15 protein-coding genes and 1 pseudogene are annotated in these 15,483 nt (G+C 47.7%); 7 read left to right on the top strand and 9 right to left on the bottom strand.

Features of this window, described 5'->3' with window-relative positions; genetic code table 11:
• Nucleotides 1-199 precede the first annotated feature (199 nt).
• The 5 genes from PMI05_RS26730 to PMI05_RS26750 form a co-directional block, all read right to left on the bottom strand.
• The gene (locus PMI05_RS26730) at nucleotides 200-1,291 is read right to left on the bottom strand and encodes a YheC/YheD family protein (protein ID WP_007728702.1); all 1,092 of its coding nucleotides are present in this window, start codon (nucleotides 1,289-1,291) and stop codon (nucleotides 200-202) included.
• A gap of 123 nt (nucleotides 1,292-1,414) precedes the next feature.
• Entirely contained in the window at nucleotides 1,415-2,602 is a 1,188-nt protein-coding gene (locus PMI05_RS26735) for a M20 family metallopeptidase (protein ID WP_007728704.1), read from the bottom strand.
• Nucleotides 2,603-2,676: 74 nt separating this feature from the next.
• On the bottom strand, nucleotides 2,677-3,675 hold the full coding sequence (locus PMI05_RS26740; protein WP_007728706.1) for a histidinol phosphate phosphatase domain-containing protein: 999 nt from the start codon (nucleotides 3,673-3,675) through the stop codon (nucleotides 2,677-2,679).
• Nucleotides 3,676-3,828: 153 nt separating this feature from the next.
• Nucleotides 3,829-4,305: a dihydrofolate reductase gene (locus PMI05_RS26745; protein WP_007728707.1), complete on the bottom strand. Its 477-nt coding sequence runs from the start codon at nucleotides 4,303-4,305 to the stop codon at nucleotides 3,829-3,831.
• Complete coding sequence (locus PMI05_RS26750) at nucleotides 4,302-5,096, bottom strand: thymidylate synthase (RefSeq protein WP_007728710.1); 795 nt, start codon at nucleotides 5,094-5,096, stop codon at nucleotides 4,302-4,304. Before PMI05_RS26750 ends, PMI05_RS26745 begins: the two co-directional genes overlap by 4 nt.
• 107 nt (nucleotides 5,097-5,203) lie before the next feature.
• On the opposite strand from PMI05_RS26750, the gene PMI05_RS26755 reads away from it, so the two are divergent.
• On the top strand, nucleotides 5,204-6,643 hold the full coding sequence (locus PMI05_RS26755) for a PLP-dependent aminotransferase family protein (RefSeq protein ID WP_007728712.1): 1,440 nt from the start codon (nucleotides 5,204-5,206) through the stop codon (nucleotides 6,641-6,643).
• Between the two features lie 117 nt (nucleotides 6,644-6,760).
• Nucleotides 6,761-6,961, top strand: coding sequence for a hypothetical protein (locus tag PMI05_RS26760; RefSeq protein WP_007728714.1), 201 nt, complete (start codon nucleotides 6,761-6,763; stop codon nucleotides 6,959-6,961).
• Between the two features lie 119 nt (nucleotides 6,962-7,080).
• Here PMI05_RS26760 and PMI05_RS26765 read toward each other — a convergent pair whose 3' ends face one another.
• Nucleotides 7,081-7,287 carry a cold-shock protein gene (locus PMI05_RS26765; protein ID WP_007728716.1) on the bottom strand — a complete coding sequence of 69 codons (207 nt, stop codon included), beginning with the start codon at nucleotides 7,285-7,287 and terminating at the stop codon, nucleotides 7,081-7,083.
• 124 nt (nucleotides 7,288-7,411) lie between these two features.
• Between PMI05_RS26765 and PMI05_RS26770 the strand changes: the two genes are divergently transcribed.
• Together PMI05_RS26770 and putP are read left to right on the top strand one after the other, a co-directional pair.
• Nucleotides 7,412-7,891, top strand: coding sequence for a hypothetical protein (locus PMI05_RS26770; protein ID WP_007728717.1), 480 nt, complete (start codon nucleotides 7,412-7,414; stop codon nucleotides 7,889-7,891).
• Nucleotides 7,892-8,077: 186 nt separating this feature from the next.
• Nucleotides 8,078-9,541 (top strand): sodium/proline symporter PutP, encoded by a 1,464-nt coding sequence (gene putP / locus PMI05_RS26775; RefSeq protein ID WP_007728719.1) that lies wholly within the window; start codon nucleotides 8,078-8,080, stop codon nucleotides 9,539-9,541.
• Nucleotides 9,542-9,895: 354 nt separating this feature from the next.
• Here putP and PMI05_RS26785 read toward each other — a convergent pair whose 3' ends face one another.
• Nucleotides 9,896-11,317: a PLP-dependent aminotransferase family protein gene (locus tag PMI05_RS26785; protein WP_007728723.1), complete on the bottom strand. Its 1,422-nt coding sequence runs from the start codon at nucleotides 11,315-11,317 to the stop codon at nucleotides 9,896-9,898.
• A 114-nt stretch (nucleotides 11,318-11,431) separates the two neighbouring features.
• On the opposite strand from PMI05_RS26785, the gene PMI05_RS26790 reads away from it, so the two are divergent.
• The gene (locus tag PMI05_RS26790) at nucleotides 11,432-12,001 is read left to right on the top strand and encodes a GNAT family N-acetyltransferase (RefSeq protein WP_007728725.1); all 570 of its coding nucleotides are present in this window, start codon (nucleotides 11,432-11,434) and stop codon (nucleotides 11,999-12,001) included.
• A gap of 64 nt (nucleotides 12,002-12,065) precedes the next feature.
• Here PMI05_RS26790 and PMI05_RS30820 read toward each other — a convergent pair whose 3' ends face one another.
• Nucleotides 12,066-12,248 (bottom strand): hypothetical protein, encoded by a 183-nt coding sequence (locus PMI05_RS30820; protein ID WP_157230971.1) that lies wholly within the window; start codon nucleotides 12,246-12,248, stop codon nucleotides 12,066-12,068.
• A gap of 160 nt (nucleotides 12,249-12,408) precedes the next feature.
• On the opposite strand from PMI05_RS30820, the gene PMI05_RS26795 reads away from it, so the two are divergent.
• Together PMI05_RS26795 and PMI05_RS26800 are read left to right on the top strand one after the other, a co-directional pair.
• Nucleotides 12,409-13,473, top strand: coding sequence for a hypothetical protein (locus PMI05_RS26795; protein ID WP_007728728.1), 1,065 nt, complete (start codon nucleotides 12,409-12,411; stop codon nucleotides 13,471-13,473).
• A 147-nt stretch (nucleotides 13,474-13,620) separates the two neighbouring features.
• Nucleotides 13,621-14,427 carry a hypothetical protein gene (locus PMI05_RS26800; protein ID WP_238543362.1) on the top strand — a complete coding sequence of 269 codons (807 nt, stop codon included), beginning with the start codon at nucleotides 13,621-13,623 and terminating at the stop codon, nucleotides 14,425-14,427.
• Between the two features lie 108 nt (nucleotides 14,428-14,535).
• Here the strand turns inward: PMI05_RS26800 and PMI05_RS26805 are convergent.
• A pseudogene (locus tag PMI05_RS26805) lies at nucleotides 14,536-15,483 on the bottom strand (dynamin family protein); the annotation flags it as partial.

Here is a 15,483-nt window from a genome sequence, read left to right on the forward strand (position 1 = left end):
GTGGCTGTGCTGAACCTGCCGCTTCCTCCGTATGAATGTCTCCGCGCAGTGTCAACTCCTCGTCGAGTCCGATGGAAAATGATTGCTTTTGCATGTGCGTTTCACCTCTTGTGCATTTTTTTATTATTATGCCGTGTCCCCCTCCTAAAAGAAACGAAAATACCAAAAAAAAGAGACCTTCCTCTATGGAAGATCCCCGTTAATTAGCTGCATTGTTTTTATTAACAAGATACAACGCATACTCCAACGGCCGTCGAACCGCCGTCGCATATCGCTTGTGCTGACGCATCTGCTTGAAAATTTCTCTGCCTGGCTTCGGATTAATTTCAATAATCCAAACCTTCCCGTTAACATCAATCCCCAGGTCAAAGCCAAACTCCATCATCAGACCGAAATGTTCTTCAATGCGTGTGACAGTCTTGATTGCGAGTTCCTTGCATTCCAGCGCAATCCGCTCTGCCATTTCCTGACCAAAACGTTGGACCAAAAAGGAAACAGCAGGCAAAGCAGTTCCCCCTCCATGCAAATTCGAGGTGGACGATTGTATCGGCCCAACGCGAATGCCCATCCCGGTCAAACACCACTGACCCTTCCCGTCCTTTTGCACAAGCAGGCGAGCATCTACTGTTCGCTTGGGAACCAGTGACAACCGTAGCCCCTGTTGAAGAAAAAACTGCTCGTTTCCGCTCTTCTCATTCTTCATCCAATGCTCCAGCCGCTCGCACACCTCTGTGAGCGTCGCCATTTTTTCGCAGCTTTTGGCTTGCTTCTTGGTCCTGCCATGTAAAAGGTAGCGACCTGCTCGTTTCTCCACACGCAGTATGCTTCTGCCACCTGTGCCGTTTGTCGGCTTGAGATAAACCAGACGATGATTGGCAAGCATCGCAGCAAGCGTTTGTCTGTCGTAGGGGAGTGTTTCGGGAAGCCAGCGCTGTAGCTCAGGATCTTGTATCAAAATCTGATGAACGACATATTTGTTCGAAAAGCGGTTATTCGCATAACGAAACCAGTCTTGCTTGCGAAATGGCAAATAGGCACGATGCTTAGGCAATGGATAGTAGCGATAACGGTCGATGACGATATCGGGCCAGGCAAAGCGCTCTCGTCTCCACTTATTGCCATTTGGTACAAAACCGTTGATCCGCTTTTCTGCAAACTGGACATCTTGTGGGCTAAACAAAAAAACCTCTGCCCCCATTTCTCTTCCTGCCTCTACCAGCCTTCGCAAATAGCCGGGCTCGACAAAGCCTGATTCTCCTCGGTAGGTCAGTACGCCTATCCGTTTTCTCACCGAAAGGCCACTCCCTCCCTTGTTCGATTTTCTAACTAGCCTCGTATAGCTTATGGTTGAAAGCAAAAAAAGCGCCTTTGTCCTATGTAGGCAAAAGCGCATCTTTCATGAATTTTCTTATCGTTAATGTGTTTCCAAATAGTGCAGCGCTGTTCGTCCCAAGAGCTCGCCTGCGATCAGCATGGCATCCTCGTCGATATCAAAACGTGGATGATGATGGGGATATGTCGCCAGCTTTTCTGGATTGCCTGCTCCTACGAACAAGTAAGCGCCGGGCACCTTTTTCAAGTAGTACGAAAAGTCCTCGCCACCCATCAACGGCTTCATCGATTCCACACGACCAACTCCGAATGCAGCAATGGCTGCTTCCTGTGCGATCGTTGCTTCTTTTTCATGGTTAATGACGGCTGGGTACCCTCGATCGTAGACAACCGTAGCGCTGCCTCCCATCATGGCAGCTGTCCCCTCCGCAATTTCGGTCAGGCGCTGCTCCGCACGATCGCGGACGTCTGGCAAAAAGGTGCGGACAGTCCCTGTCAAACGACAGCTATCTGCGATGATGTTCGTACTATCTCCGCCGTGGAACGTCCCCACGGTTACGACCACACTTTCTAACGGGCTGACATTGCGGCTGGCAATCGTTTGCAAATGACCGACGATTTGTGAACCGATTACAATGGAGTCGACGGTTTCTTCTGGAACAGCACCATGTCCCCCTTTTCCTTTGATCTCGATGGAAAAGTCGTCCGTATTCGCCATGAGCGGACCTGCGCTAATGTACACCTTCCCCACAGGGAACATCGACCAGAGATGAACGCCAAAGATCGCATCGACGCCATCTACAGCACCATCCTCAACCATTTGGGTAGCTCCGCCCGGATTTTCCTCTTCCGCATGCTGAAAGACAAAGCGAATTTCACCGGGAAACTGCTCGCGATGTGCTGCTAAAACAGCAGCAAGTCCTAATAGCTGGGAAGTGTGTGCATCATGACCACACGCATGCATGACGCCAGGGACGGTAGATTTATACGGCACTTCTTTTTGATCTTGAATCGGCAGTGCGTCAAAATCCGCACGCAACGCGACTACCTTACCCGGGCGCCCTCCGCGCAAAACGCCGATGACTCCTCTACCGCCAACACCTGTGCGAACCTCATCAAAGTGAAGTCCTCTCAATATTCCGGCAATGAGGGCTGGGGTCTTCTCCTCTTGAAAGGAAAGCTCGGGATGCTGGTGCAGATGACGCCTCCAGCTAATGATTTGCGGCTCCATCTCTTTGAGTAGCTCTTTTAATTGTTCCTGCAAGGCCATAGTTCTTACTCCTCCCCTGGATGTACCATTCTTCTCCCATCATAGCAGAATCATGGGTCAAATGGGGAGCTTGACTAATCCAGAACAAGCATGCTGCATTTTCGCTTCTCAAAGACCGCAAAGCTCGTATAGCCTAACCGTTTCAACTGGGCTCGAGCCTCGTCCAACTGCTGACCGACTTGATCAGGTGCAGTAGCGCTAGACGCCAAGGTGATGGGCACCTCATTCTGGAACAAAATTTCCAAAAAACGATAGCTGGGCGAAAATTCCCGGAGCTGACTCGCCAGACCGTAGCCTGTATTGATTTCCGTCGCAATCCCCCTGCGTCCAAGAGCTCTGGCCACACGCTGATAATACGGCAATAGGGCAGTTTCATCCGGTCGTACACCAAACGCTTTGATGCCATCGATATGGGCAATCACATCGAATAATTGCGATTCGATCGCCTGCTCCAGCTTATCAAAATAAAGGCTGTACAATCCGATTAGCTCCTGTCTTCCAAAGCGTTCTCGTACATCGTGGATCGGATAGCCCCAGCCTTCCAGAAAATGCACGGCCCCTATGCACACATCCCAAGGATATTGATTGATGACCTGCCGCAGTGTCTCTTCTCCACCTGAAAAATAATCCAGTTCAATCCCCAATCGCAGCTCAATTCCATCCTCCGCCCAACGAAGCCGCTCTTTTTGCAGGAAAACAACAAAACTGTCCAATGAGTCATTTGCGACCTGACTCAGCCATTTGCGCTGCGCGGTCCCCAAGCGATCAGAGCCGATGTGCACATGCTGCTCGTAGTACGACCGATACTCCAGAAAACGGTATAAGTGCTCGACCACGCAAACTTGCTGAATCCCCGCCTGTTTGGCACGTAATCGATACAATTCCAGCCAATCTCGTGAATACGGGCCTTGTTGAAGGCGTTCTGCCAACCCATTGGTCAGCATACTTGCCCATTTTCGGCTCCCCTTCACTTCGGCATGCTCTACGAGGGGGCGCAATGATTCCGCTTGCTTGAGCAACCAGTCCAGCGAATACGGCCCTTCCTCCAGATGGACGTGAAAGTCTACCTTCATCCCTATCACCTCCTTGGGTTCGTCCCTGCTATTTTCTATGGTTTATATGCATGTGGTTCCATACATATGTCGAGTATTCACATGACGAACGACCTAGCAAAAGAGGTGAAAAAAGAACAAAAAAATGCCTCAGCAACGAGGCATTTCCGATTATCAGCTATTTTTTCGCTCATACACGTAAAACGCATGCGGATGAACGTTCTTCTCATCCACGATACCCTCACGCTTTTCCACCATGGTGTAAGCATCGCGATCCCATGCTGGGAAGAACGTATCGCCCTCTGTTTCCAAATCGATTTCCGTAATGTACAGACGATCAACAACATCGAGGAACTGGCGATAAATTTCCGAGCCGCCAAAGATGATGACATCGCCCATGGCGAGCACTTCTTCCTTCGTATGGACAACATCTACACCTTCAGGGTGAAAGTCCTGGCTGCGTGTCAGGACGACATTTCTGCGGTTAGGCAGCGGCTTGCCGATCGATTCGAACGTTTTGCGTCCCATCACGATCGTTTTGCCTGTCGTTAATTCCTTCACATTTTTCAAGTCGGAAGGAAGGTGCCACGGCATGTCGCCATCTTTTCCGATGACTTGGTTGCGGGCATAGGCAACAATCAGGCTGATCATACGGCCACCTCGCCTTTGATGTGCGGGTGGGATTCGTAGCCGACGATTTCAATATCCTCGTATTTGAAGTCAAAAATCGAACTCACCTCTGGGTTGAGCACGAGCTTCGGCAGTGGTTTCGGCTCGCGAGTGAGCTGTAGCTTGACCTGCTCGATATGGTTAAGGTACAGATGAGCATCTCCGATCGTATGAACAAAATCGCCCACTTCAAGCCCGGTGACATGCGCCACCATATGCGTCAGCAAAGCGTAGGAAGCGATATTAAAAGGTATACCCAAAAATGTGTCGCCACTACGTTGATACAGCTGGCAGGACAGCTTGCCATTCGCTACGTAAAACTGGAACAGCAGGTGACAAGGCGGCAATGCCATCTTGTCCAATTCAGCCGGATTCCACGCACTAACGATCAAGCGGCGAGAGTCCGGATTGCGTTTGATCTCATCCATGATCCATTGAATCTGGTCCACTGTTTTGCCGTCGCGTCCAGTAAAGGAGCGCCATTGGCTTCCGTATACCGGTCCCAAATCTCCGTTTTCGTCGGCCCATTCGTTCCAGATCCGCACGCCGTTTTCCTGCAAGTAGCGGACATTGGTATCGCCCGATAAAAACCAGAGCAATTCGTGGATGATCGATTTCATATGCAGCTTTTTCGTCGTGACCATGGGAAAGCCTTCACTCAGGTCAAAACGCATCTGATGCCCAAAAACACTGGTCGTTCCGGTGCCTGTCCGATCCTCTTTTGTGACACCCTCATCTAAAATGCGCTGGCACAAATCCAGGTATTGTTTCATCGTCCATCTCTCCTTCCATCTCATCTATTTTACCTGACCGAGACAAAAATGAAAGATCGGAATGTCATGATATAATAAATGGATAAATGTAGAAAGCGGGATTCGTGATGGATGGCATATCTTCTGTGGCTACAAAGCCCTTATATAAACAAATAGCAGAGCAAATCGAGCAAAGAATCAGCAGCGGTGAATTCGGCCCTGGCAGCTATTTGCCCTCGGAGCGCACGCTGGCCAAAGAACTGAACGTCAACCGTTCGACCGTCGTCGCGGCGTACGATGAGCTGCAAGCCGCAGGCATGATCGAGCGCATACAAGGAAGTGGCACCATCGTCAGCCAAGATATTTGGGGACTGGCACGGACCCGCGTTCCGAACTGGCGTCATTTGACGGAGTCAGGGTCATTTCGTCCGAATTTACCGTTGATTCGCAAAATCCGTCGTGAAACACAGGAAAATGAGTTGATCGATTTAGCGAGTGGCGAGCTCTCTACCGATCTCGTCCCCAATCAAACACTCCAGCAACTCATGACCTCCGATGATTTCCCGGCTCATCTCGGCTATGAGCATCCGCAGGGCAATTGGGCTTTGCGAGAGACATTGAGTCTCCATATGAAAACATGGCGAAGCATCGCAGCACCTGCTACCTCGATCCTGATCACATCAGGCGCGCAGCAGGCTCTTCATCTCGTCGTTCAATGTCTGTTAAAGCCAGGGGATGCGGTTGCCATTGAGGAGCCGTCTTACTGTTATTCCTTGCCGCTTTTTCATTCCGCTGGCTTGCGTACGTTCTCGCTGCCTGTCGACCGGGACGGAATCGACCCAAAGCACTTGGCCCAACTGCACCGACAGCACCGCATCAAAATGGTTTTTCTCAATCCGAATTATCAAAACCCGACAGGGACACTGCTTTCATTGGAGCGGCGCCAGGAATTGCTCGCGTTCTCCTATGAAAACGGGATTCCGATCATCGAGGATGATCCATACAGCTTGACGAGTTTTTCGAGGGAGCCCGTCCCAACCTTAAAATCGCTGGATCAACACGGAACAGTACTCTACATCAGCTCTTTGACCAAAATCGTCGCCTCAGGTCTACGGATCGGCTGGATCGTCGGGCCCCCTACTGTCATGGAAAGACTGGCAGATGCGAAACAGCAGTTTGATTTTGGACACAGCATTTTTCCGCAATGGCTAGCGAATCGCTTTCTCGGATCGCCTCAGTTTGCGAGTCACATCGATCTTTTGCGAACAGAGCTGCCCTTACGGCACGATCAGCTAGTCTCCTCGCTTCAAGACAAGTTCGGTGATCAAGTAGAAATGGTCGGTTCAGAAGGAGGCATTCACCTGTGGTGCAAATTCAAAGGGGAATGGAGCGGCGAAACTCTTCTTACAGAATCAGTCAAACGGGGAGTTGTCTTCGTTCCGGGACATCTTTTCGGGGCAGAGCAAGGATATGTCCGCTTCACCTTTGGCAGAGCTACCCTAGATCAGATCCCTGAGGCAGTTTCGCGCTTAGCGGATGCATTCATGGCAAGTGGATGGGCAAAATAATCCCCAAGTGGATGGCAACATTTTTGTGCGGTCGGTATATGATCGAAGTAAGCTACCGTATGCATCCTTGAGTATATCCAGCAGGATGACTGTGCCATACAGAAAGGACTGGCTGTTATGAGTATTTTGCCTTTCATTATTGCTATTATTGTACTTGTTCTTATAGGTCTCGTCGTTACGATAAAAATCGGAATTAACCCATCCGAATCTAAAGTGCGGGGTTTTAAACAACGTTCCCGCAACCTGTTGATCATTTACGGCATCATCACGATCGCTCTGGTCATTGCTTTGTCAGTCTTTCTCTACAACAACCTTTGATCACAATCCCGAAAGCTACATGACATAAATAAGACGCCGTCTGCCTTGTACAGGTATGACGGCGTTTTTGAAATCGAAGGAAGTCCTTCGCCATGTGTTTTTAGAAGATGATACCTCTTTTACACGATTTTCTTCGCTACATTAGCTGCTTGCAGCCCCCGCTGTCCATTCACAATCTCAAAAACCACCTGCTCGCCTTCCTCCAAATTCCGGTAACCTTGCCCCGTGATCGCAGAATAGTGTACGAATACATCAGGTCCTCCATCGCGCTCAATAAACCCATAGCCCTTTTCTTTGCTGAACCATTTTACTTTCCCTTGAATCATTGTGTTTCCTCCCTGTAATCAATGCAGCTCTTACGCTTACCTCATCATATGCGGATGCGAAGTCAGTGGATATACGGTAAAATAAATAAAGTATGAATCGTCACGCCAGAAAGGAGTGAATCACATGAAAAAAGTATTAATTATTGCATTTGCGCTATTGCTCACTGCCTGCTCCGAAATATCCGAAGGAGTGCAAACCGCTCAGCAAGCAGTAGAAACAGGTCAACAAGCGATTGAGACAGGCAAACAGGCTGTCGAAGCGGGCCAACAAGTTCTAGAAGTCGGCAAGCAACTGGCAGAGTCTGAGGTCGCCAAACAGCTGCAAACATATCTCCAACAAAAATACGAATCCTCTGAAGCATTGCGTAATGCAATGTTCAGCGGAGATGGTCAGTTGCTCGTAGAAGAATTGCAAAAGACCGAGCTAGCGAACTTTAGCTTTTACAAATCTGACATGTTTGGTGTTGAATATACAGGCACGCTCTCTGCCGATGGTACTTTCAAAGTGCTTAAGCACGATTTGAACAACCAAGGTGCGGAGCCTACTGTCGTAAAGGAATTCAAAGTAACACTCGACGGAAACGGTCAGGTTCAAGTTCAGTAATTTGGAAAACATTTCAAGAAAAGCCTGCGATCAATCATCGCGGGCTTTTTCGTGTTATTAAAAAACTTTTTATTGAGGCTCTACAAAATTTTCTGTGTTTCCTTATAGATTTTTATAATTGGGCATGATAACGTGTAAGATGTTCATATAAAATTCATAAATACTAAACACAACGAGGTGATGACAATGAATATGCTGCTCGCATCTATTATTGTGTACATGGCAGGTATGCTCCTGATCGGCTATTATGCCTACAAGCGTACCTCTAATCTGACAGACTACATGCTCGGCGGTCGGTCGCTCGGTCCAACTGTAACCGCTCTCAGTGCAGGTGCATCCGACATGAGTGGCTGGTTGATGATGGGCCTGCCAGGCGCCATGTTTGCCCAAGGTCTTAGCGCTTCCTGGATTGCCATCGGTCTGACTCTCGGTGCTTATGCCAACTGGCTGTATGTCGCTCCCCGTCTTCGTTCGTATACGGAGGTTGCCAACAACTCGATTACGATTCCTGCTTTTTTGGAAAATCGTTTCGGGGACGGGTCTCGGATGCTTCGTCTTGTCTCGGCTCTTGTTATTATGATCTTTTTTACTTTTTACGTCTCATCTGGTCTCGTTTCTGGAGGCGTGTTGTTTGAAAACACCTTCCATCTGAGTTATCTAACGGGACTATGGATTGTCGGATTGGTCACCATTGCTTACACATTGTTTGGTGGCTTCCTCGCTGTAAGCTGGACGGACGCTGTACAAGGACTCATTATGGTCATCGCGCTCATTCTCGTTCCGCTCGTGACCGTTCTTACAGCAGGTGGATTTGGAGAAACGTTTACGGAGATCCACGCTGTCGATCCCTCTTTGCTCGATATTTTTAAAGGGACGAGCCTGCTCGGTATCATTTCCTTGTTTGCATGGGGTCTCGGTTATTTCGGACAACCGCACATTATCGTTCGCTTTATGGCGATCACGTCCACGAGTGAGATCAAAAAAGCACGCAGCATCGGTATGGGTTGGATGATTTTCTCCGTCGCTGGCGCCATGCTGACAGGTCTGGTCGGTATCGCCCTGTACTCCAAGCAAGGCTGGACGTTGAGCGATCCTGAGACGATCTTCATCCAACTGGGTACGATCCTGTTCCATCCACTGATTACCGGCTTTTTGCTGGCGGCGATTTTGGCAGCGATCATGAGTACGATTTCCTCTCAGCTGCTCGTTACTTCCAGCTCCTTGACCGAGGATATTTACAAAACCTTCTTCAACCGTTCTGCCACTGACAAAGAGCTGGTCACGATTGGCCGCTTGTCTGTCTTGCTTGTATCTGTCATCGCCTTTTTGCTCGCCTTGAATAAAAATGACACGATCCTCGATCTCGTCGGATATGCGTGGGCCGGATTCGGCGCTTCGTTTGGGCCTGTCATTCTGCTCTCCCTCTATTGGAAGCGTATGAACAAATGGGGTGCTCTCGCGGGAATGGTTGCTGGTGCGCTTACCGTTATCATCTGGACTCGTTTTGATGTGCTGAAGGACTTCCTTTATGAGATGGTTCCCGGCTTTGCCATTAGCCTGCTCGCCATCGTGGTTGTCAGCCATTTGACCAGCAAGCCTTCGAATGAAGTAACCACTCAGTTTGATGAGTACCAAAAAAGCATGAAATAATCCTTGCCGATAATAGCCAAGCAGCCTATGCGCTGGACAACTGCCCTGTCCTACGCAATAGGCTGCTTTTTTCTGTTGAAACTATTTGAGACCCTCATCGTAAATCATCCATAACCTTACAAAAAGGAGGGACAAAAAAACAGATGATGATGATGATGTCCGGCTTGATTATTGGCGTATCCCTTTTGATTTTTGGCATGCTCGGGATGGCCCGAGCATTACTACACCCCGCTAGATCGCGTGTTCGGGCAAACGCCAGTTGAATTCCATGAGCAAAAAATCGAAAAGAAAGAGTCAGAGGAAGAAGAAGGTGATGACAAGGATAAGAACGAGAAGATCCGGCAAAAGCGCAGATCATAACGAAAACCAAGCTTCTGCCAAACGACTGATTCCTACCACAATGTCTTGTTCCTCCACTCCACCAAATCCAACGATGATTCGCGGCCGTGCATTCGTCGGATCATTGGCCCAGTTATGGCCGCTCGGATAAACGCGAACATCGGCCGCACGCGCCAGCTCGATCAGCTCCTTCTCCGTTCGGGAAGTATCTACCTCCAGCAAAATATGCAGCCCTGCTGACTGTCCTAATACTCGGACTTCCTGGGGCATGTAGGTCTGTATCGCCCGAAGCAGTGCATCATGTTTGCGGTGATAGACGGTGCGCATTTTTCGGACATGCTTTTCCCAGTAGCCCTTTTGCATGAACAACTGCATACTTCGTTGCAAATGGCGGGAAACCGGAGAAGGATACGCCTGGAATGCTTCCAAATATCGCCCGAGTAATTGCCTCGGAAGTACCGTGTAATCCAAGCGAAGTGCTGGAGAAAATGCTTTGGAAAAATTGCCGATATAAACCACACATCCGTCCCGATCCATCCCTTGCAAAGATGGCGTAGGGTGGACATTGTAGCGGAATTCGCCATCGTAATCATTTTCGATGATAATTCCGTTCTTTCTCTTTGCCCATTGCAGCAATTGCTGACGCTGACCGATTGGCAAGACCATCCCATACGGAAATTGATGGGCAGGCGTCGTGTACACGACCGTTGCGTTGCTTTTCTCCAAGGCTTCAATGGATAGCCCATCTTCCCCAAGCGGGATTGACACGACCTCATAACCGTGATGGGAAAAGACGATCCGTGCATCTGCATAGCCAGGCTCCTCGATCGCAACCACACGATGCCGATCTGCCAAGAGCAGACATAAAAAGCTGAGAGCCTGCTGTAATCCGGTGCCGATGATGATTTGCTCAGGCCGACAAATGAGCGTACGTGCTCTGCGCAAATATTTACTAAGCTCCTCTCTCAGCTCCCACTCTCCTTGATCATCCCCGTAAAAAGAAAAGTCCTCCGGATAAACATCCAGCGCTTCCAGCATGCAAGAGCGCCATGCCGCGTAAGGAAACGACTTCGTATCAATGACAGAGCCGTGAAAGTTGTAACGACAGGTGAGATGCTCCCCTTTTTTCTTTTTCAAGATGGACGAGTACAAGGATATCTCCTCATCCTGATCTACTGGCTCTGACCATCTCTCGATCTCGGCAGCAAAAAAGCCGCTTCGCTCCCTGCTCACGATGTAGCCTTCTGCAAGCAGTTGCTGATAGGCTGCCTCAATCGTATTTTTTCCGACCCCACTTGCTTTCATCAACTGACGGATCGACGGCATTTTGGTTCCGGACGGTATCTCTCCTGATGCAATCCGTTTGCTCAATTGCTTGTATAGCTGCTGATACAGAGGTTCCTTGCTCTGTGCATCCATGATCGGCATGTACTCCATCAGCGGCCCTCCTATCTGTCCCTATCTAACCCTCCCAATCTGTCACTATGTATAGGAGCAGTTCTATTTTACAATGATTGTACCAGATTCACCCACACGAAAGGAGAACCAGTCATGCGTATTCATTTACAAGGAGAAAAGGTCGTTCTACGAGATATTCGAGCAGAAGATATGGATACGATCTACTATTGGAAATATGAAGCAGAAGATCGTGAACATCTCAATTGGAATGGTCCCTATAAACCTCTTGATCCGTACACAAAAGAAGAGTATCGTGCCCTCCCACGCCACCAGGAGTCTCTGGCTCTCATCGGGACAGATGCACCAAGAACCGAGCTGATGATTGAGATTGACGGGGAGCTAAAAGGCAGTGTCGGTCGCTATTGGGTATCCGAAGAGACGAACTGGTGCGAAATCGGAATCGTTATTTACGACTCCCTCTATTGGCAAAATGGCTATGGCCGGGAAGCGTTTGGTATGTGGATCGACTACTTGTTTACCCACATGGATACGGTCCGTTTAGGCATTGGTACGTGGTCCGGCAACGAACGGATGATCAAGCTCGCTGCTCACATGGGAATGGCGGAAGAAGCGCGGGTACGCAAAGCAAGGATTGTTCGCGGTGAATATTACGATGCGATTAAGATGGGAATTTTGCGGGAGGAATGGGAGAATCGGAAATGAAAAAGGGCAATCCCTGGTCTGAACAAGACGTAGGGACTGCCCTTTTTACTTGTAGGAAAATTAATTAAGCCAACTCAGCCGCTACACGACTTACTTTTGCCGCTAACTCGACGAGATCGATGTTCATCTCAAGAGTCGCAAACCGTCCAAAGACATCGAGTATACAGATAAGATCATGCTTGATGGTTTCATGCTCCTTCAAGAAGACACTCACAGTTCCATGCAGGCGTTCATTGATTGGCGGCATGATTTTATCGATCGAATTATCATTTATCAAAAAAACAATAATTTACATATATTCAATGTTATGCTAAGCTTCAAACTGTAAATATTTACAGAATATACCTTTAAGCAATCTTAAGGTACTAGAAGTTAATTCATTTGAGAGGAGTGAAGTTTGTAACTACTTGGCACCAGTAGTACAAACGAAATATGTGATGAAAAAAATACTTTGGGTTAAATTACTACTGATTTTTGGGTTATTCTTTTCCAACTCTAACTATGCGTTTGCCAATGAGGAAATAGTAGAGAAGGAACAAATTCAGCGAAGTGACATCGAGGCATTCATTACTGGTATCACTGAAGAAGATTTTGAAGAAAAACCGCATAGAATCCAGATGGTAGAAGAAATAAAAGATTATATGAATCAACATGATGTATACTATTTCGAAGATGTTGCATCAATTATTGATAAACATCAGCCTAAACAAACCTCCATCAAGAAAGCAAAAAAATCTGAGGATATTAACTATAACGACTTGCAGGAAGACTTTGCAAGAATAGATGCACTTGCACAAGAATACTACAAATACTATCAAATCCATCAAAGCTTCCCAGAGGAAAGTATGAGCTTGCGAAGCTCTATGTCAGAAAGTGCTGCAATAAAGGCTCTAGGCAACGCTGGACTTAAAATGACGGAACGGCAATTAGCAGCTCGATTGGTTACATTAGGAGCTCTGGCAGCAATCGATGGCCCTCTGCCTGTGGGAGACTTTGTAGCGTTGGTTACAGGTGCCATTATTGTTAGTGAGTATTTAGATAATTATTTAGAAAACCAAGCAGCCTTAGAGAGAAATATTAGAGAGAATGAAGGGCGTTCTTATGCCCGAGTTATCACAGAAAGTGTAACCATGACTAGTGAAATTGCAGATGAAATTAAAAAGAATAATGTTAAACACTTTCGAGCACGATTGAATAGTTCTGGAGGAGTCCTCGTTACCACACCGCTATCCCTTACAGCAGCTAAACTGGCTGCGAAAGATGAGGAAGATACATTTAGTGTTAGGAAGAGCCGAGCAGAAGACGTAGTAACGCAAACTGGGTATAAGAATATGCACCATCAAGCACATTATGTTTCTAGCCGGGGAACTCGCCCAGCCAATCTCCCTCACTTTCACTTGCAAAAAAAAAGAAACGATAATTGGGAACAAATGGATGGTCATCATTTCTATCCCTGGAAATCCATGGGTTGATCCTTTTTGACGTAACTGTATTTACAGTTACGTCATCTCTTACTTATACTGGAAATTAAAATCGAATCATTGTATACCACAGGAGGAACCATGAGGCTGGACATATGTAAACTCGACGAAGTGATCGTCATTGGGGTCCAAGAGGATTTGGATTTTGATTCTCACGACGATGATTACGCACAATTTTATAATCCTCGGCTCACTGAGATCCAGCATGTACTTGAACCAGAAAAAATATTTGAGGTGTGGGATCCAGATGGCACGATCATCGGGAAAAGAGTCAGCCATATTGAACATATTCCAAATGGGTGCTTTGTGAAAACAATACCAGCAGGAGAATTTGCAAAGCTTCACAAGAGTCAATTGCAGTACGAACTAGATATGTTTGCTAGGACAAATTATCTCGAAGAAATGAGCTATGGATTCTCTACCAAAGTGACGAAAAAAAATGGCGATAAACAAGAATTTTACTATCGTCCAGTTCAGTATCGTCCTGATGTTGTGAATACACGTACGATTTCATCTTTAGAGAAAGAACGTTCTAAGTCGTTAAAAGAACGCTATGTTTCCATCTTTTTTGATACGGAAAGCTGTAGCTTTCGCCGATTTTTATATAAGCGATATGTTTCACAGTACCAAGGTTGCCTTTGGGAATTAGCGAGATTCAAAAATAATGATCAAGGTATTGCCAGAGAGGGTATGTCCAAAGATGAAGCTGTATCATTTTTACTCCAGAAAAGTGAGGTACTCGTATTTTGGGAAGGGTACAGCACGTTTGGTAAAGAGATGATTCGTGACAAAGTAATGAAGATGGACGCAAAGCATCTGCTAGAAAACTACACGCGATTCACTTCTGATATGTACATTTTTGATGGGTCATTGACGTGGACAGTTATTTTTCAGCACGAACGAGACGAAGATGGATTCAAGCATATTTTGCTACGGGTAGAGTGATGAATGCGCCAGACTCTCTATGCGCTCCTCCTACTTCTACCGTAAAAAGGGCAATCCCTGGTCTGAACAAGACGTAGGGACTGCCCTTTTTACTTGTAGGAAAATTTATTACTCCAACTCAGCCGCCACACGACTCACTTTTGCCGCCAGCTCGTCGAGATCGATGTTCATCTCAAGAGCCGCAAACAGACCGGTGAAATACTCGTTGATCTGGTCGATGACACGATTGCGCTCACTTGCCACCAGCTCTTGGAACAGCGTAGAAAACTGCTCATCCAGCTGCTTGTTTCCGATTTCTACATACCCGCTCACTGGTTCTTGCATGCGCTTCTCCAGTTCTTCACGCATTTTCCCTTTGCCATCCTGCTCGAAAAAGTCTTTGGTGTTTTTGAACAAGGAAATCGCAGATGCAAATGCAGATTCGGCTACTGGCAGTTCGTTAGCAAAGGACAGTGTTTCCACCTGCCGCTGCTGATAAGGTGCCAAGGTCATGCCTGCTGCGTAGCTTTGTACATCCTTTTGCCACGCCGCAACAAGCGTTGTCCCCTGCTTGTTCGTGAATTTCTCCAAACGAAGGGTAGTCGCTCTCAGCTCCTGCGCCAAGTCGTAGCTGATCGAACGCAGAAGATCAGTCAAGCATCCTTGCAGTACTTGCTTCATGTTGCGTCCATCGTCCTTAATGACAGCCGGATTAAAAGCGAAATTGAACAGTTCATTGAAACGGAAGAACAAGCGCTGGCGAACGTAGTAGAGCAGCTCCTCGCGCTCTTTTGCCAAGTCGCGCTCGAACGAAGCGGTAGACAGTGCTTCAACAGCTGACAGAGCCTGTGTCTTGGCGTTGCTTGCTGCTTCTTTGCGCAACAGACGCTCGTCTTCCCCGGACTGTGCCATACGCATGAATTCTGTCATGGTATCATGGGCGCGACGGATTTCACCGATTGCAGCATTCACAGCAATTTGCGTCAGCTCTTCAATCGTAAAACGGAGGAACTCTGCTTCAAACGAAGCCATTCCCGAGAATTTGAATGCTTCATCTGCCGGCATCAGCGGCTCCCC

The organism is Brevibacillus sp. BC25 (assembly GCF_000282075.1).
Taxonomy (GTDB): Bacteria; Bacillota; Bacilli; order Brevibacillales; family Brevibacillaceae; genus Brevibacillus.